The following is a 16,729-nucleotide window of genomic DNA, read 5'->3' as shown; positions in this document are numbered from 1 at the left end:
CCTGCCAGTCCAACGGCAGCCCGTGCGATCCGGGTCGCAACCAGATTCAGACAACCGAATCAGGAATTGCGTCCAAGCCGCGCCGACCGTCGACGCGAACCGCCACGCGGTTGCCACGACGTACGGAGTCTTAGCAGCGTGTCTTGACACTCATGGTCAGTCTCTCGGCCAGCGCTGGTGCTCGTCATCGATGACGTAGGCGTGGCTATGCCGCCCCTGGTCATCGACCGCCGGGGCGTGGAGATGGGCATGTTCTGCCGGCATGTCAGGGTGGGTGTGTGGCACTTCGGCCGGGTCGTCGCTGGGCCACAGCCACATGCCCATGATCGTCGTCAGCGCGGCCAGCGTGCCGAGGGCGAGGAAGCTGGCATTGAGCCCTACCCGCGCGCCCATCCAGCCGGCCATTGGGTAAGTGATGAGCCAGCAGGCATGCGACAAGGCGAACTGCGCGGCGAAGAGGGCAGGTCGGTCTTCTTCGTTGGCGGAGCGCCGCAGCAGCCGGCCCGACGGTGTCTGTGCCAGCGAATAGCCGATGCCGAGCAACAGCCACAGCGCCACCAGCATCTCGAATCGCCCGACCGCCAGTGGCCCGAGGAAGAGACCGGTTGCCAGCAACCCGGCACCGAACAGCATGACCCTTCGATCCGGCAGCCGCTCCAGCAGCTTGGGCAGCCCCAGGGCCACCAGCATGGACCCTGCGCCAAAAGCTGCCAGCGCGCCGGCCGTGAAGCGCTGGCTGAGCTGCAGCTGGCTTTGCACGAGCACGACGGTGTTGACGATGACCATGGCGCTCGCCGACGCGATGGCCAGGTTCAACGCCAGCAGCCCGCGCAGCCGCGGCGTGGCCAGATAGATGCGGCTGCCGCGCGTCGTACGCTCGTAGACGCTGCGGCGCGACGGCTTTTTGGCCTTGGGCAGCACGGCCGACACGACGAACAACGCCGACGCGATGAAACCCACGACGGTGCCGAGGAAGAGGCTGTGGAAGCTGACGACCGTCAGCAGCACTGCGGCAAGCGCCGGACTGCCCAGGCTCTCCAGGTCGTAGGCCAAGCGGGACAGCGACAATGCTTTGGTGTAGTCCGCCTCCTTGGGAAGCACGTCGGGGATGGTGGCCTGGAAGGTGGGCGTGAATGCGGCCGAGGCGGACTGCAGCACGAAGATCAGCACATAGACCTGCCAGATCTCAGTGACGAAAGGCAGCAGCAGGGCGACCGCTGCGCGCACCAAGTCCAGAGTGACGAGCAGAGTGCGGCGGGGCAGTTGTTCGGCGAAGGCGGAGGCCACCGGCGCAACGCCGATGTAGGCCAGCATCTTGATGGCCAGCGCCGTGCCAAGGACCGCCCCGGCGTCTGCCCCTGCCAGGTCGTAGGCCAGCAGGCCCAGGGCGACCGTGGCCAGGCCTGTGCCGACCAGAGCGATGACCTGAGCGAAGAAGAGATGCCGATAGGTGCGGTTGGCGAGGACGTCGAGCATGGTGCTTCTCCGCTGATATTGAATGACCTCGGCAGGCGATGTGCCCACCGAGGTGGGCGCATCAGTTACCGGTGAAGTTGGCAGCGATGAAATTGCCCTGCGGGGTGAAGAACATGTAGAGGGTCTCCTTGGATTTGTCCGTCGCAGCAGCGTCCTTGAAAGTGACCTTCCATTCCTTGCCCTTCTGGCCGTCGACTTGCTCGGGTGCGGCGGGTTTCACGGCCTGCCAAGACTTGTCGAGCTTGCCGCTGGCGATGAGCTGCTGCTGGCGTTTGACGGCGCAGCCAGACACGGTCTCGGCCTTGGCCGGGGTGGAACCGTGGAAATGGCAGTCGCCCTCGCCGCCGGCAAAGGCTGGCGCCGAGAGGGACAGGGCGGCCAGGGCCGCAAAGGTGCTGACGAATTGCTTCATGGTGAGTCCTTGGTGGGGGGAGGGGAATATTGTTTAGAGGCTGTCGCGCCCGGTCTTGGTGCTGTTCTCGACTTCCAGGTCCTCGTGGGCGTGCCGATGCGCCTTGACGGGGAAACGCAGGTTCTCTGCATCAATGTCGTGGTGGTAGCCGTGCAGCTGCATCAGCAGCAGCAGGCTACCCACCGCCATCAGCGCGTTGTTAGCCAGCACGCTGAAGCGTGCAAACGACTCGCGCCGACGCCAGACCGACAGCAGGCCGACCATGACGACGAGGGCCGCGATCTGGCCCAGCTCTACGCCGACGTTGAAGCTGAGGATGCGCATCAGCATGCCTACCTGGTCGTCTCCCAGCGGCAGTTGCTGCAGCCGCGTCGACAAGCCGAAGCCGTGCAGCAGGCCGAAGCCGAAGACGACGGCCAGCAGGTTGGGCGAGGCGCGGCCGAAGTGCTTCTGGAAACCGCCGTTGTTGTCGAAACCCTTGTAGATCACGCTGATGGCGATCAGCGCATCGACCAGCCAAAAGTTCCACGTGATCTTCAGGAAGGTCGCCAAGATCAGCGTGATGCAGTGGCCGAGCGTGAAGGCGGTGACGAACTTGGCGACATCCACAAACCGCGTGAGGAAGAACACCACGCCGAACAGGAAGAGCAGGTGGTCATAGCCGGTCAGCATGTGGCTGGCTCCCAGGCTGACGTACTGCAGGTATCCGCCATCCAGCATGCGCTGCTTGTCGGCTTCCGAGATGCCATGGGCCCAGGCGGCCAGCGAGGTGAGGAACAAGCCCACCGCAAGCAGCGGCCGGGCAAAGAGTCGGAGCATGAGTGACCTTCTTGATTACGTGGATCAGTCTTGGGCCAGGTCCCAGATCAGGTGGGCGTCAATCAGCAGACGCATCTCCCAGCGCACCGCCTCGCCCTGGGCCTGCACGGCAGCGCGTGCCGCATCGGTAGCTTGGCGGCGTGCCAGCAGCAAGGCCTGCAGGTCCGCCGCGCCCAGGCCGTAGGCGCGCTGCATCAAGCGTGCGCTCTCAGCGCTGAGACGGGCTGTCTCGCTTGCGATGCGCCAGCGCTCCAGGCTGCCGGTGGCCTCGGCGTAGGTCTGTGCCGCTTCGAGCTCGATCTCGCGGCGCGTTTGGTCCAGCGCCGCCTGCAGTGCGTCGGTCTCTTTGCCGGCCTGCAACGCCCGCGCGCTGCGGTAGCTGCCACCGAAAGGGATGCTGATCGACAGGCCCACGACCCGTTCGTTGCGCATCGCCTCGTTGGCCGCGAAGACGCCCACCGTGGGGTCAGCGATGCGGTCGGCCCGCGCCCGCGCGGCCGTCACGCCGGCGCGCCGCCACTCCGTCTCCGCAGTCTTGATGGGGTCGGCTTCCTCCAGCACGCGCTCGCGCCACTGGGCCTCGGGCCAGACCGGCGTCTGGGGAGGTGGCAGCACGATGCCGTCCGGCACCACGGCCGCAAAGCGCACGCGCAGCGTGGCTTCAGCCTTGACGACTTCGGTGGCGGCCTGGCTGACATCACGCGCAATGCTGCCGATGTCGCCCTGCGCGACATTGGAGTCCAGCGCCGACGCATCACCGGCCCGCTGGCGCTTGGTCACCACGTCGAGATTGCTCATGGCGATGGCAAGCTGGTCGCGCAGCAGTGCGTGCTGGCGTTTGGCAACGATGACGCCCGTCCAGGCATCGGCCAGCGTCCGGGCCGCCTCGTGGCGCGCCTCGCCGAGGCGGGCTCGGCCCAACTCCACCTCCAGGTCCCTTAGCTGGCGGTCCAATCCGGCTTTGCCGTTGACGCGGATGGCGCGCTCGAGCGCCGCCGTCCATTCGTTGGAGCGTGCGCCGCTGTCCTGGTAGCTGCGCCGCTGGCCCTGAACGCGGGCAGTCCACTCATGCGGGCCAGCCGCAATGGCCGCACCACCGTGGTTGGCGGCCTCCGCGGCGAGACGGGCGCGCGCTACGGCCGGATCGGCCTCGATCCAGGCACTCGCCTGTGCGGTGGAGGGCAGGAAGCCGGGGGTCGGCACGTCTTCAGCACGCGCGGACAGCGTCACGCAGAGCCAGGCGCATGCGATGAATCTCGCTGCCAGCCGCTTCATTTGAATTCTCCTTGTCGAACGACGGGCGTGGCCCAATAGCGCGCGCCGGTACGGACCAGCTCGGGTTGCAACCGGGTCAACAGGGCGTCCAGTTGGTCGTGCGCGACCAGCACCTGAACCACGGCTGCATCGCTGCGGCCACTGACCTGATCCTGGGTGCTCAGAGCGCCATGCCCGTAGCCGTGGCCCGAGGCTGGCGAGCTGGTGAAAACGCCTGCCTCGCCGACGGCCAGCAGAGCGTCGAGCACCCGCTCTTCGGTCAGCGCCGGGCACAGCAGGTGCAGACAGACCAGGTTTGATGGGAAATCAGCCATGGGCCACCTCCGGCGTTGCAAGTGCAGCCGCCCGCGGCTGGCCGAAGCGCAGGTAAAGCAGCGGCAGCAGCACCAAGGTCAGCGCCGTGGCGGTGATGAGCCCGCCGATGACGACGATGGCCAGAGGACGCTGGATCTCCGAGCCTGGCCCGGTCGCGAACAGCAGGGGGATCAGGCCGAAGGCCGTGATGGACGCGGTCATGAGCACCGGTCGCAATCGCCGTCTGGCCCCCAGCGTCACGCTGTCGAGCAGCGTCATGCCTTCGGCGTGCAGCTGGTTGAAGTAGCTGACCAGCACGACGCCGTTGAGCACTGCGATGCCCAGCAGTGCGATGAAGCCGACCGACGCCGGCACGGACAGGTATTCGCCGGTCACCCACAACCCGACGATGCCGCCGACCAGCGCGAATGGCACGTTGCTGAGGACCAGCAGCGCCTGGCGCACGGAGCCAAAGGTGGAGAACAGGATCATGAAGATGATGCCGAGCGCCAGCGGCACGACGAGTCCAAGACGCGCCGCGGCTCGCTGCTGGTTCTCGAATTGGCCGCCCCAGCTGATGCGGTAGCCCGTGGGGAGCTGGACCGCGGAGCCGACCTTCTGCTTGGCCTCCTCCACGAATCCGACCAGGTCGCGACCGGACACCTTGGCGATGACCACGCTGTAGCGGCTGCCCAGCTCACGATTGATCTGCACGGGCCCGGTGTCACGCTGCAGGGTGGCGATGGTTTCCAGAGGGACGGAGCGGCCGTCTGATGTCGAGATGCGCAGCGCAGCGAACTCCGCTGGTGACATCCGCATGCGTTCTGGGCCGCGCAACACGATGGGAACGCGTCGCGCGCCTTCGATGACGGTTCCAGCTCGCTGTCCTTCGATCTGCGCCCGCAGCGCGTCTTGAACATCCTCGACAGACAAGCCGTAGTTGCCGGCGGCCAGGCGGTCAATCACCACGCGCAGGTACTGCACGCCGTCGTTTTGCACCGTGTAGACGTCCTGGTTGCCAGGCACCGTCTTCATGACGCCTTCGATCTTGGCGGCGATCTGGTTCAGCGTCGGCAGGTCGGGTCCGAATACCTTGATCGCCAGATCTCCGCGCACGCCGATGATCATTTCGGACACGCGCATGTCGATGGGCTGGGTAAAGCTGTACTTGATGCCAGGCATCTGGTCGAGCACCGTTCGCACCTTCGCAATCAGCGCGTCCTTGTTCGCCAGTTGCCATTCCTCGCGCGGCTTGAGTACGAGGAAGGTGTCCGTCTGGTTCAGACCCATGGGGTCCAGTCCGATCTCGTCTGAACCGGCCCGTGCCACCACCCCGGTGATTTCAGGGATGTTTTTCATCAGCGCCTGTTGGATCTTCAGATCCAGCGCTGCGGTCTCCTCCAGGCTGACCGAGGGCAGCTTCTCGATGCCAACGATGAGATCTCCCTCGTCCATCGTCGGCAAAAAGGTCTTGCCGACCTGTGTATAGACGAGGCCCGCCACGACCAACATTGCAACGGCCACGACGTACACGACCTTCTCGCGCCGCAGAGCGCCGTTGAGCAGCGGTACATAGCCCTTGAGCAGCTTTCGCACCACCCAGGGGTCCTCATGCGAAACCTGCTTGATCAGAAATGACGCGACCACTGGAATGACCGTGAGCGACAGCACCAGCGAGCCGAAGAGCGCGAAGACGATGGTCATCGCGACAGGCACAAAGAACTTGCCTTCCAGATCCTGCAAGGTCAGCAGCGGCAAGAACACGACCACGATGATGAGGACGCCGGCCACCACGGGTGTCGCGACTTCCCTGACGGCGCGCAGGACCACGTGCAACCGTGGCAACTTGCCCGCGGTCTTGTCGTGTCCGAGGTGCTGCACAACGTTCTCGACGACCACGACGGCTGCGTCCACGAGCATGCCCAACGCGATCGCCAGGCCGCCGAGGCTCATGAGGTTGGCGGACATGCCGCTCAGGCGCATGGCGATGAAGGTGGCCAGTGCCGCGAGTGGCAGCACCAGGGCGACGGTGACTGCCGCGCGCAGGTTGCCCAGAAACGCCCCGAGAAGGATCAGCACCAGCACGGTGGCTTCCAACAAGGCCTTCGACACCGTGCCGACGGCCTTCTCCACGAGCTGGGCCCGGTCGTAGAACGCCTTGACGTGGACACCCTTGGGCAGGGTTGGCTCAAGCTCGGCGAGCTTGCGCTTGACGCCTTCGACTACCTTTTGAGCGTTGGCGCCTGCAAGCCCCAGCACAAGCCCTTCGACGGCTTCGGCCTGGCCGTCCTTGGTGACAACGCCATAGCGTGTCACGCTGCCAAGGCGAACATCAGCCACGTCGCCGAGCCGGACGGGTACATTGCCTTTGACGGTGACAACGATCGCCTTGATGTCGTCTGCGTTCTTCAGGCTGCCTTCGGCGCGAACCAGCAGGACTTCGTCCCCCTGGCCCAGTCGGCCAGCGCCATCGTTCCGGTTGTTCTTCTCAATCGCAGTCTTGAGCGCCTCGGTGGAGAGGCCCATCATGCCCAGGCGGGCCATGTCGGGGACCACCTCAAAGCTGCGAACCTTGCCACCCAGCGAGTTCACGTCCGCCACGCCTGGGACCGTGCGCAGGGCAGGGCGTATGACCCAGTCCAACACCTCGCGACGCTGTTCGAGCGTCATCTCGGGCGCCTCGACGGTGAACTGGTACATCTCGCCCAACGGCGTCGTGATTGGCGCCATGCCACCGGAGAGGCCCTGGGGCAGGTCGCCCTGGATGTTCGCCAGGCGCTCAGCCACTTGCTGGCGCGCCCAGTAAAGATCGGTTCCGTCTTCGAAATCGATGGTGACGTCGAAGATGCCGTACTTCGACACCGAGCGCAGCATCTTCTGGCGCGGGATGCCAAGCATCTCCACTTCGATGGGCGCGACGATGCGGCTCTCAACCTCTTCAGGCGTCATGCCGGGCGCCTTCAGGATCACCTTGACCTGGGTGCTGGAGACGTCGGGGAAGGCGTCGATGGGGAGGTTGCGGAAGGCGTACCAGCCGAAGCCCGCCAGCAAGGCAGCCCCCAGCAGGATGAAGATGCGCTGTGAGAGCGCAAATTGAACGAGGCGGGTCAGCATCACTCGCCTCCGCCCATGCCCAACCAAGCTGACTTGAGCGCGATGACAGAGGTCACTGCCACTTCCTGGCCGCTTTTCAGGTTGCCATGCACTTGCAGGGCTTGGCCGGCGCTGCTGACGACGGTCACCGGCACGGCGACAAAGCCCTTTGTGCTGCGCACGAAGACATAGGCCTTGTCGTCTTGGTACGTGACTGATGCCAGCGGAAGGCCCCAGCCGCCGCCGGCAGCAGCAAACGGCACGCGTGCCTGCACGACCTCTCCCGGGCGCAGCTTGTCTACGCCTTTCGTGACCCGGGCCCTGAGGGTCTGGGTTTGGCCTTCTCCCACCAGCGAGCCGACTGACATGGCAGAGGCGCTGACGTCGCGACCAGGAACTGTGATCTCGGCATTTCGTGGGACCGCCGTACCGGCGGCCACCTGCACCTCCAGCCACAACTCGCGGAGGTTGGCGATTCGCAGCAGGGGATCTGCTTCTTTCACACGCTGGCCAAGCTTGGCGTCCAGCGACGCCACCAGGCCATCACTGCGTGCACGGACGGTGATTGCGTCATCCAGGCTGCCGTTTGCCGCTGCCTTGCGCGCCGATGCAGCGTCAGCGCCGGCAAGGCGCAGGGCGGCTTCGGCCTGCCTCACCGCGGCATCCGCGCCGGCTTGCGCGGCCTGCGCTTCCTGCACTCGCCGCCCGGGGATGATGCCCTCAGCGAGGAGTTGCTTTTCGCGCTCCATGGTCTGCCTTGCCAGCTTCGCGCGGCTGTCGGCTTCCATGAGCTTGAGCTGAAGATCACCGTAGGCCGGGCTGGCGATCCGCAGTAGCGGCTGGCCTGTCTTGACTACATCCTGAGGATTGATGAGCAGCCGGTCGATGACGCCATCGACCGGCGCGCTGACCATGATGTCTTGGTTCGGCGGCAGAACGACCCGCGCTGGCGAGGCCAGGCCGGCGATCGCCGCGGGCTGGTCCAACTTGCGCACCGTGACGCCCAGAGACTGCATCTGGGCTGGCGAAACGGCGAACTCGGCGGCGGGCTCAGCTGCAATGGCGGACAGAGGCAGGCCGGCGCAGAGGAGCGCGCCAGGAATTGCGGACGCGAGAGCGCGCGCCCGGGGCATTTGAAACATGGGAGAACTCCACAGTGACCGCCATGACAGGGGCGGCCGAGATCCGGCGCCGCAGTGCGGCGCGACGTGCGATCAGCTGTGGAGCAGGGGAGGTGCGCGCCCCTCGGGGCGCAACGTACAACGACTGGGTATCGGGATGTGGTCGGCCGCCGGCGTTCCCGGCAGCACCGCCAAGGGATCGTCGCAGGGGCGAACCACGATTTCCCACACGCGGGAGACGATGAGGTCCAGGGAGGGACTTACGTCAACCCTACCGTCCGAGGCGCGCAGCGCGGCGTTCGAGTGCCCTAGCGTGTCGTGGACAGCTTCTTCGGCGTGAGACCACTCGCTGTTCACATCCGGATCTACATGATCGGCATGAACTTCACGGTGTGCCTCCTGGTGCGTGTGAGGCAGCAGCATGTCGGGGCCCATGTCATGGGCGTGGGCATGCAACGGGGCGCTCAGGAGATCGAACGCCACGAGCAGAACGACAAACCAGCGCATGAGCAAAGCCGTCTTGACGACGGGCTGCCGAGCGATGGTAGGGGTCTGACTCATGGGAGGTTTGATTTGGCGAGTTCAGTGAAGCGGTGGGGCTCCACCGACGATTTCATGCGAACGGCAGTATGCGGCATCGACCGTCCGCTGGCAAGGTACTGGGTGGGGGTACCTTTAAGATTGTGAAGGATGACCGCTGGAGACGCAGCTACTTCAAGTAGGTTCGCAAGATCGCAACGACTTCATCGACCTCGACCTGACGCTGGGCCGGCGTGATGTCGACTGCCGCGACGTGATCGCGAAGATGTCCTTCCAGAACTTCGGCCATCAGGCCTGCGACGGCACCGCGGATAGCTGCAATCTGCTGAAGGACCTTGCCGCAGTCCATGTCCTCACCAGTCTCGATGAGGCGCTCGAGCCCATCGGCTTGGCCCTTGATGCGGCGCACCCGCGCCAGCAAGCTCTTTTGTCCTTTGACGGTGTGCGTCATTCTGTTCGCCTAGGTAGGGTACTGGGGTAGAGTACCTTCATTCAAATTCCGTGCGCGCCAAATGGCATCCGGTGCGCCCGCATCATGACCGACTTTGCAACCCTGCTGCAGCAAGGCAACGCTTGGCTGTTCGTTCCCAGCGCCATCCTGTTGGGCGCGCTTCACGGGCTGGAGCCCGGGCATTCCAAGACCATGATGGCCGCCTTCATCGTCGCGATCCGCGGCACGATGACGCAGGCCATCCTGCTTGGGCTGTCTGCCACGCTGTCACATACGGCGGTCGTCTGGCTCGTAGCTTTGGCTGGCCTGTACTTTGGGCGGAACTGGCAGGCGGAAGCGACCGAGCCCTACTTCCAGGTCGCTTCTGCGGTCCTCATCATCGCTGTCGCGGTCTGGATGCTGTGGCGTACCTGGCGCGACCAGCACGAGCACGATCATCACCATGACCACGGGCACGACGAGCCGCAACGCATCGTCACCGGTCACGGCGTGCTGCGTGTCGAGATCTTCGAGACCAACGCGCCGCCGCGCTTTCGCCTGATCGCGGAGAGCGGACAGGGCTGGGACGCTGCGGAAGCGGAGGTCACGACGATTCGTGAGGATGGCGGCCGGCAGCTCTTCAAGTTCGTTCGCAAGGACGGATTCCTAGAGTCCCTTGACGAGATTCCCGAGCCGCACGCGTTCAAAGCCCAAGTCAGTCTGGGCCTCGGTGGAGAGCACCACGACTATTCACTGACGTTTGAAGAACACCAGCACACCCATGACGAGCTTGAAGCAGGCGACTTGGAGTTTCAAGACGCACACGAGCGCGCTCATGCGAACGATATCAAGCGCCGCTTTGCCAACCGCAATGTCACCACAGGCCAGATCATCATCTTCGGCCTGACCGGTGGGCTGATCCCTTGTCCCGCATCCATCACCGTGTTGCTGCTGTGCCTGCAGCTGAAGAAGTTCACGCTGGGCGCAGCGTTGGTCTTGTGCTTCAGCATCGGCCTGGCGTTGACGATGGTGACGTCGGGCGCGCTCGCCGCGTTGAGCGTCAAGCACGTATCCAAGCGCTGGAGCGGCTTCGGAGCGTTCGCACGCAAGGCGCCGTACTTCTCAAGCGCCTTGATATTGCTCGTCGGGCTCTATGTCGGCTATGAAGGCTTGCACGCGCTCAAGTTGTTGGGGGCGTGAATCCAGGGTCAACAGCGCCAAGCTCGAGAAAAGCGTTGCGGCTGCAGCAGAAAAACAAAAGCCCCGGGCTGGCCGGGGCTCAACGCATCTTCGCTGTCATAACGTTAACGCGCCTGCTCAGGGAGGAAAAGCAGGGAAACTGGCCGCAGCCAAGCTTCGATCTCGAATCTACCACTCGACTCAAACGCCGAACTGGAAATGTCGAGCTGCCCACAGTGAAATCGCAACAGCAACGATCAACCATATCGAGATGATCACGGCCGCTCCGACCACGCTGCGCGGCTTGTCGCGCCGGCCGGTGATCCAGGTCTCGGCTTCAAGGCGTGCCGCGTCCAACACAGACGCGGGCAGCAGACGGATAGCCAGCCATATCAAGCCAGGCAGCAGCAGCACATCGTCGACGTAGCCGAGCACCGGGATGAAGTCCGGGATGAGGTCGATCGGACTCAGCGCGTAGGCCACGACGAACGCGGCGAGCAGTTTTGAGATCAATGGCGCATCGGGATGGCGACGTGCGAACCAGAGAGTCAACGCGTCGCGCTTGATGCTTCGTGCCCATGCGCGTACTTTGTGGATCAGATGCATGGCGTCAGTGTGGCGTGCTACGACGTGCCCCGCGCGCGGACCGCCGACCAGTCACACCCTCCATCAGGATTTGCGGCGCCTACCAACGGCAGCAGCGATACGCCAGGCCCAGGCCAGCCGAGTAGGAACTGCGGTTCAGGGTCAGCGGACTGGCGGCCGCATCACCGATCAATCTCGATGTCCCCGCGTTGCCGAAGAGGATCCAACGCGGCGTGAGAGCGGTGATGAATCCCACCCCAGCGTATGCGTTGCGCAGCCCGGCACTGGGCGTGTGTGCCGGGAGCGTGGTGGAAGCCGCCTGCTCCGGAGTGATGCCGGCGTCAAAATACGGTCTCAGGCGCAACGTCGCGTTGCTGGCGGGATGCTGCTTCTCGATGCCATTGCCCCCCAATCCGACCGCCGGATAACTGGTGATGCTACCGCGAGCCTTTAGCGCTCCGGCCGTGCCGTCGCTAGGCAGACTGCGATCCGGACTGCGCCAAGGCGAGGCGGTCCTCCAGGCGTCATGCGTGCTGCTCCGGCTTGGATTGCGCACGTCCATTCCACAGGAAGAACCCCGACACGAACGCCAGAACGACCGCTTGGGCGGCGAGCCCGATGGTGGAAGGGTATACGCCTAGCAGCTCAACGCGCGGCGATGGCAGGGCGCTAGGGGCAATCCAACCGGCTTCCTGCAGTGCGGCTACACCCTTGCCGGTCAGGACAACGGCGAGCACGGCGACGAGCCAGGAGCTGGCGGAGAAGAACTTGCCGATGGGTAGCTTTGCGCTGAAGCGCAGCAGCAAGACGGTGATTGCTGCCAGGCACAGGACGCCGGCCGCCAGGCCAACCAAGATCGCGCGGTCATTGCCCTGGCCCCAGAGCGCCGCGTAGAACAGGATGGTCTCGAAGACCTCGCGATACACCGCAACGAAGGCCAGACCGAACATGAAAAACGCTGACTTCCGGTTCAAGGCTGCAGACATGCGTTCGCGCAGATAGACCTGCCACTGACCAGCAACGCTCTTCTGGTGCATCCAGATGCCCACACTGACCAACACCGCGGCGGCGAACAGACTCGACAGCCCTTCTGTCACCTCACGGTTGGCGCCGCTGATGGTGACGAGGTACGTCGCGGCCCCCCACGTTGCCGCACCTGCGGCGAGGGCCGTCAGCCAGCCGGCGTGAACGTAGCCGAGCACGTCCGGGCGTTCCGCCTTTCGCAGGAACGCAATCATGCCCACCACGACCAGCAGAGCTTCAAGACCTTCTCGTAGCAGGATGGTGAGGCTCCCCAAGAAGGCAGCCGTCGAGTCTGCCTTCGAGTCAGAGAGCACCTGGTCCCCCTGGGTGAAGAGACGCTCCACATCAGAAGCAGATGCGGCTACTCGGTCAATCGGAGCCTTGTCTGAAAGCTGTGACCGGTAGCGGCTCATCGCCACTTCAATCTGGCTTTTCAGCGAGCCATCCTTTGCAGCCAATGCATGCTCATAGGGCTCAACACCGTCCAAGTAGGAAGATAGAGCAAGGTCTTGAGCCTTCTTGATGTCACCGGCCTTGTAGGCCGCCAAGCTGAGCTGCAGCTGCTTTCGCGCGAGCGTCAGGTCACCAGCAGGAGCCTGGTTGAGCGCATCCGGATTTGCATGCAGGTACGCCATGACCACGCTCGCTTCCTTTCCGCTCAGCGTCTCAGCCAAGTCGTTCTGCGTGAGGCCGACGAAGCGGTCGACATTGGGGACAGCGGCCTTCGCCCTTTCTCCTTCGCTCCACACCTTCTTGCCTTGCTCGATTTCGCTGCTGTCGTGCGCAAAGGTGCCCAGGTAAGTCGCCACAGCCCATCGGTCTTCTTCAGACAGCTGACCGAACGCGGGCATCGCCGTGCCGGCGAGACCTTGCGACACAGCTTGGTAGAGCGCAAAGAGGCTGCGTTGACTTGCACGCTCTTTGTCAGTGAACGCGATGGGCTTAGGGTTCAGTGACTTCCCCACGGGGCCGTCGCCGTTGCCAGTCGCGCCGTGGCAGCTGGCGCAGTTCTGGGCGTAGATCTTCGCCCCGAGCCCAACGTCCGGAATTCTCGAGGGCGCCAGCGGGACGGGATAGACGGCGACAAGGTACTTGGCCAACGCCTTGGACAGCGCGCCAACCTTGCTTGCGTCAGCTCGATCGCCGATGGCTGCTTCAAGCTCCGTAGCCTGTGCAATCAACGCGGGCTGCTCGCTCTTGGTTTCGAGCGTCGCGATTTTGGTTCGCGCCGTCAGTGCGAACTCCTTCATCTCGTCGTACTCGGACTGAGAGACGACCTTGCCATCCTTGACGGCGCCGGCGTAGTCGACAGCCAAGTAGTCGAGGATTTGCCAAACGCGCTTCACGTCGGCTTCCGACGCCTGCGACACGCTTGAGAAGAGGAACGTGACCAGGATGGCCAGCCCCCTGGCGCTGCGATGGACTGTCTTAGTGAGACTCATTTCGGTTCTCGAGCAAAAAGATGGCCCGCACGATGCGAGCCGATGTGGCCGATGGATTTAGCGAGTGCTTTTCAACAGGCGCAGACCGTTGAAGACAACCAGCAGGCTCGCGCCCATGTCGGCGAAGACGGCCATCCACATGGTGGCGCTGCCGAAGACTGCGAGGACGAAGAACACGGCCTTGATGCCAAGCGCGAGGACGATGTTTTGCCAGAGGATGGCGTGCGTCCGTTTCGAAAGCCGGATGGTCTCGGGCACTTTGCGCAGGTCGTCGTTCATGATGAGCACGTCGGCCGCTTCCTTCGCGGTATCGGTGCCAGCACCGCCCATGGAGAAGCCCACCGACGCCGCAGCCAGGCTCGGCGAATCGTTGACGCCATCGCCGACCATGCCCGTCTGCTGGGTTTGACCCAGCTCGGAAATCACCTTGAGCTTGTCCTCGGGGAGCAGGTTGGCCTGAACGTCGTCGATGCCGACCTGGCCGGCGATTGCCTTGGCGGTCGACGGGTTGTCGCCGGTCAGCATGATTGACCGGATGCCCAGAGTCTTCAGATCGGCGACGGCTTGCCTGCTGGTCTCCTTGACGGTGTCGGCGACCGCGAACAGTCCCAGGACTCGCTCGCTGTCTGCCAGCAATGACAGCGTGTGCCCTTGCGCCTCGTGCTCTTCCAGCCGCGCCTCCAGCTCTGCGGAGCACAGGCCTCGCTCGTGCACCCAGCGGTGATTGCCGAGGATGTACTTACGTCCGTGGATGGTGCCGTGAACGCCTCGGCCCATGTCGGCGCCGAAGTCTTCGACGGCCAGCTCTTCCCCGTCCAAGCCGTTGGACACAGCCTTGGACACCGGGTGGTCAGAGCGCGAGGCCAGGCTCTTGGCAATGCGCAACACCTCGGCTTCAGGAAGGCTCTGCGACAGCGCCGCCTGTGCGACGAGGCGCGGCTTTCCCTCGGTCAGCGTACCGGTCTTGTCGAGCGCGACTACCTTGAGCTTGCGAGCCTCTTCGAGGTAAACGCCACCCTTGATGAGGATGCCGCGTCGCGCCGCGGCAGCCAAGCCGCTGACGACGGTAACCGGCGTCGAGATGACGAGTGCGCAAGGGCAGGCGATGACGAGCAGCACCAGCGCCTTGTAGACCGCCGTCAGCCACGGCCAGCCCATGATGAAGGGCGTTCCGACGGCGACCGCCAGCGCCAGCACGAAGACGGCCGGGGTGTAGATGGCAGCGAACTTGTCGACGAAGCGCTGGGTAGGCGCCCGCTGCCCCTGGGCAGCTTCGACGGCATGGATGATGCGGGCCAGCACTGTGTCGCTGGCGGGCTTGGTCACTTCGAACTCGAGGGCACCGCTCTGGTTGATGGTCCCTGCGAAGACGTCATCGCCCGGTGCCTTGTCGATGGGAATGCTCTCGCCGGTAACGGGGGACTGATCCACAGCGCCCTGGCCCGCGGTCACGCGACCATCAAGGGCGAAGCGTTCGCCAGGCTTCACGCGCGCCGTCGCCCCAACTGCCACCGTCTTGGCGTCCGCGCTGGTCCATGTGCCGTCGGCTTGGCGCACCTCCACCTGTGGCGGTGACAGCGCGAGAAGGCCAGTGATGGCGTTGCGCGCACGCTCAACCGAGCGTGCCTCGATGAGCTCCGCCAGGGAATACAGCGCCATCACCATCGCCGCTTCAGGCCATTGCCCAATGACGAACGCGCCTGCGACCGCCACCGACATCAGGGCGTTGATGTTGAGGTCACGCCGCACGATGGCAGAAAGGCCTTTGCGGAACACGGCAAGACCAGAAAGCCAAATTGCCCCGGCTGCAACAGCCATACCGACGACCTTCCAGGCCAGCATGTCCGGCGCGAAGAAGTCAACCAGCTCCGCAGCAATGGCAACCAGCAGCGCCGCAACCAGGCGCGTCAACTCGGTGCGCTGAGCCTTTGCAGTGTCCTCCGCAGGAGGCGGCGCCGACAGCGTCTCCGTCTTGAAGCCGATGCCATTGATGGCGGCAATGACGGGCTCCCAGGCTGCCGGCGGGGCGTCGATGTCCAGCGCGCGTGCCGGCAGATCGAACCGCAATCCTCGTACTTCGGGGAAACCCTCCAACGCGCGGCGTATCTGTCCTTCCTCGGTCGGGCAGTCCATGGAGGGAATGCGCAGCAGCAGGCCGCCAGACGCAGTGGATGTCTGGGCCTTCGCCGCTGCGACGGATGCAGTGCCACAGCACGACGGCTCACGCCCGTGCTCATGTGCATCGCCATGCCCGTGCTCATGTGCATCGCCATGCCCGTGCCCGTGCCCGGACCCATGAGCATGGCCGTCCTCATGATGGTGCTCCGCGTGGTCACTGTGGTCGTGCTTGTGGGTGCTCATGCTTGATCGTTCTTCAGCTATTGAGGGTATTTGACAACCTGTAGCTGCTACAGAGTCAAGTCCCTACACTTCTGTCCTGTAAGCCCCGGGGGACCCATGAAGATTGGTGACTTGTCCGCTGCGTCAACAACGCCCATCGAGACCATCCGCTTCTACGAGCGGGAGGGGTTGCTGCCTGCGCCTGGCCGTACGCAGGGCAACTTTCGTGTGTACGAGGCGCCGCACCTGGAGCGGCTTCAGTTCATTCGCTACTGCCGAGGCCTCGACATGTCGCTGGACGAGGTTCGTGTTCTGCTGCGCTTCAGGGACGCACCTGGTGAGGACTGCGGGGACGTCAACTCGCTGCTCGACGAGCACATCGGACACGTGTCCAAGCGCATCAAGGAGCTGCGAGCGCTGGAACAGCAGCTCAAGGAACTTCGCCAGCGTTGTGGGGACGCCAGGCGCACGGACCAGTGCGGCATCCTTTCCGGTCTCGCCGAAGCTTCGCAAGAGAAAACGCCGGCGGATCAGAGTGCAAGCCATCTGCGCTCGGTGCACAAGCACTGAGAGTCGGTATACCCGCCGCGCAAACAAAGGGGCGTTGGCTGCTAAAGTTGCTCTCGAGACTGGCGGTGCTGGTCTCCCTGCTTTACCTCCCTGAGCAGGAGCGTCGGCGTGATGACAGCGTCGAAGCTTT

15 protein-coding genes are annotated in these 16,729 nt (G+C 64.3%); 2 read left to right on the top strand and 13 right to left on the bottom strand.

Annotation, left to right across the window (positions count from 1 at the left end):
- Positions 1–156 precede the first annotated feature (156 nt).
- The 9 genes from AC07V5_RS25395 to AC07V5_RS25355 all read right to left on the bottom strand — a co-directional run bounded on the left by AC07V5_RS25395 (position 157) and on the right by AC07V5_RS25355 (position 9,481).
- Positions 157–1,476, bottom strand: a complete 1,320-nt coding sequence (locus tag AC07V5_RS25395) for an MFS transporter (RefSeq protein WP_088481172.1) — start codon at positions 1,474–1,476, stop codon at positions 157–159.
- Positions 1,477–1,537: 61 nt separating this feature from the next.
- Positions 1,538–1,888: a DUF6488 family protein gene (locus tag AC07V5_RS25390; RefSeq protein ID WP_268149226.1), complete on the bottom strand. Its 351-nt coding sequence runs from the start codon at positions 1,886–1,888 to the stop codon at positions 1,538–1,540.
- A gap of 33 nt (positions 1,889–1,921) precedes the next feature.
- The gene (locus AC07V5_RS25385) at positions 1,922–2,707 is read right to left on the bottom strand and encodes a HupE/UreJ family protein (protein WP_088481170.1); all 786 of its coding nucleotides are present in this window, start codon (positions 2,705–2,707) and stop codon (positions 1,922–1,924) included.
- Between the two features lie 24 nt (positions 2,708–2,731).
- Positions 2,732–3,982, bottom strand: a complete 1,251-nt coding sequence (locus AC07V5_RS25380; RefSeq protein WP_088481169.1) for a TolC family protein — start codon at positions 3,980–3,982, stop codon at positions 2,732–2,734.
- Positions 3,979–4,296 carry a DUF3240 family protein gene (locus tag AC07V5_RS25375; protein ID WP_088481168.1) on the bottom strand — a complete coding sequence of 106 codons (318 nt, stop codon included), beginning with the start codon at positions 4,294–4,296 and terminating at the stop codon, positions 3,979–3,981. The genes AC07V5_RS25380 and AC07V5_RS25375 overlap by 4 nt, the downstream gene beginning before the upstream one ends.
- Positions 4,289–7,390: an efflux RND transporter permease subunit gene (locus AC07V5_RS25370; RefSeq protein WP_495118450.1), complete on the bottom strand. Its 3,102-nt coding sequence runs from the start codon at positions 7,388–7,390 to the stop codon at positions 4,289–4,291. The genes AC07V5_RS25375 and AC07V5_RS25370 overlap by 8 nt, the downstream gene beginning before the upstream one ends.
- On the bottom strand, positions 7,390–8,511 hold the full coding sequence (locus AC07V5_RS25365) for an efflux RND transporter periplasmic adaptor subunit (protein WP_268149219.1): 1,122 nt from the start codon (positions 8,509–8,511) through the stop codon (positions 7,390–7,392). Before AC07V5_RS25365 ends, AC07V5_RS25370 begins: the two co-directional genes overlap by 1 nt.
- A gap of 72 nt (positions 8,512–8,583) precedes the next feature.
- Entirely contained in the window at positions 8,584–9,051 is a 468-nt protein-coding gene (locus AC07V5_RS25360) for a hypothetical protein (protein WP_268149217.1), read from the bottom strand.
- Between the two features lie 148 nt (positions 9,052–9,199).
- Positions 9,200–9,481 carry a metal/formaldehyde-sensitive transcriptional repressor gene (locus tag AC07V5_RS25355; protein WP_493164230.1) on the bottom strand — a complete coding sequence of 94 codons (282 nt, stop codon included), beginning with the start codon at positions 9,479–9,481 and terminating at the stop codon, positions 9,200–9,202.
- 84 nt (positions 9,482–9,565) lie between these two features.
- On the opposite strand from AC07V5_RS25355, the gene AC07V5_RS25350 reads away from it, so the two are divergent.
- Positions 9,566–10,660: a nickel/cobalt efflux protein RcnA gene (locus AC07V5_RS25350; RefSeq protein WP_268149214.1), complete on the top strand. Its 1,095-nt coding sequence runs from the start codon at positions 9,566–9,568 to the stop codon at positions 10,658–10,660.
- Positions 10,661–10,840: 180 nt separating this feature from the next.
- Here the strand turns inward: AC07V5_RS25350 and AC07V5_RS25345 are convergent, their stop codons facing one another.
- The 4 genes from AC07V5_RS25345 to AC07V5_RS25330 form a co-directional block, all read right to left on the bottom strand.
- A complete protein-coding gene (locus AC07V5_RS25345) occupies positions 10,841–11,245 on the bottom strand; it encodes a YkvA family protein (protein WP_088481166.1) in 405 nt (134 codons plus the stop codon).
- A gap of 79 nt (positions 11,246–11,324) precedes the next feature.
- Positions 11,325–11,786 (bottom strand): MipA/OmpV family protein, encoded by a 462-nt coding sequence (locus tag AC07V5_RS25340; RefSeq protein ID WP_088481165.1) that lies wholly within the window; start codon positions 11,784–11,786, stop codon positions 11,325–11,327.
- Positions 11,749–13,689, bottom strand: coding sequence for an FTR1 family protein (locus tag AC07V5_RS25335; RefSeq protein WP_495118449.1), 1,941 nt, complete (start codon positions 13,687–13,689; stop codon positions 11,749–11,751). The genes AC07V5_RS25340 and AC07V5_RS25335 overlap by 38 nt, the downstream gene beginning before the upstream one ends.
- Before the next feature lie 57 nt (positions 13,690–13,746).
- Complete coding sequence (locus tag AC07V5_RS25330) at positions 13,747–16,050, bottom strand: heavy metal translocating P-type ATPase (protein WP_378990653.1); 2,304 nt, start codon at positions 16,048–16,050, stop codon at positions 13,747–13,749.
- 96 nt (positions 16,051–16,146) lie between these two features.
- Between AC07V5_RS25330 and cadR the strand changes: the two genes are divergently transcribed.
- Complete coding sequence (cadR, locus tag AC07V5_RS25325) at positions 16,147–16,599, top strand: Cd(II)/Pb(II)-responsive transcriptional regulator (RefSeq protein WP_088481162.1); 453 nt, start codon at positions 16,147–16,149, stop codon at positions 16,597–16,599.
- Positions 16,600–16,729 lie beyond the last annotated feature (130 nt).

Source organism: Roseateles sp. GW821-FHT02E12 (assembly GCF_059421665.1).
The sequence above is the reverse complement of the archived record's forward strand: the minus strand, read 5'-3'. Positions and strand labels throughout refer to the sequence as shown.

What these genes read in the sequence shown, in the direction of transcription:
- AC07V5_RS25350 (WP_268149214.1), top strand. Translation starts at nt 9,566, where the DNA reads ATGACCGACTTTGCAACCCTGCTGCAGCAAGGCAACGCTTGGCTGTTC.
- AC07V5_RS25390 (WP_268149226.1), bottom strand. Translation starts at nt 1,888, where the DNA reads ATGAAGCAATTCGTCAGCACCTTTGCGGCCCTGGCCGCCCTGTCCCTC.
- AC07V5_RS25360 (WP_268149217.1), bottom strand. Translation starts at nt 9,051, where the DNA reads ATGAGTCAGACCCCTACCATCGCTCGGCAGCCCGTCGTCAAGACGGCT.
- AC07V5_RS25365 (WP_268149219.1), bottom strand. Translation starts at nt 8,511, where the DNA reads ATGTTTCAAATGCCCCGGGCGCGCGCTCTCGCGTCCGCAATTCCTGGC.
- AC07V5_RS25385 (WP_088481170.1), bottom strand. Translation starts at nt 2,707, where the DNA reads ATGCTCCGACTCTTTGCCCGGCCGCTGCTTGCGGTGGGCTTGTTCCTC.
- AC07V5_RS25375 (WP_088481168.1), bottom strand. Translation starts at nt 4,296, where the DNA reads ATGGCTGATTTCCCATCAAACCTGGTCTGTCTGCACCTGCTGTGCCCG.
- AC07V5_RS25355 (WP_493164230.1), bottom strand. Translation starts at nt 9,481, where the DNA reads ATGACGCACACCGTCAAAGGACAAAAGAGCTTGCTGGCGCGGGTGCGC.
- AC07V5_RS25340 (WP_088481165.1), bottom strand. Translation starts at nt 11,786, where the DNA reads ATGGACGTGCGCAATCCAAGCCGGAGCAGCACGCATGACGCCTGGAGG.
- AC07V5_RS25345 (WP_088481166.1), bottom strand. Translation starts at nt 11,245, where the DNA reads ATGCATCTGATCCACAAAGTACGCGCATGGGCACGAAGCATCAAGCGC.
- AC07V5_RS25380 (WP_088481169.1), bottom strand. Translation starts at nt 3,982, where the DNA reads ATGAAGCGGCTGGCAGCGAGATTCATCGCATGCGCCTGGCTCTGCGTG.
- AC07V5_RS25395 (WP_088481172.1), bottom strand. Translation starts at nt 1,476, where the DNA reads ATGCTCGACGTCCTCGCCAACCGCACCTATCGGCATCTCTTCTTCGCT.
- AC07V5_RS25335 (WP_495118449.1), bottom strand. Translation starts at nt 13,689, where the DNA reads ATGAGTCTCACTAAGACAGTCCATCGCAGCGCCAGGGGGCTGGCCATC.
- AC07V5_RS25330 (WP_378990653.1), bottom strand. Translation starts at nt 16,050, where the DNA reads ATGAGCACCCACAAGCACGACCACAGTGACCACGCGGAGCACCATCAT.
- cadR (WP_088481162.1), top strand. Translation starts at nt 16,147, where the DNA reads ATGAAGATTGGTGACTTGTCCGCTGCGTCAACAACGCCCATCGAGACC.
- AC07V5_RS25370 (WP_495118450.1), bottom strand. Translation starts at nt 7,390, where the DNA reads ATGCTGACCCGCCTCGTTCAATTTGCGCTCTCACAGCGCATCTTCATC.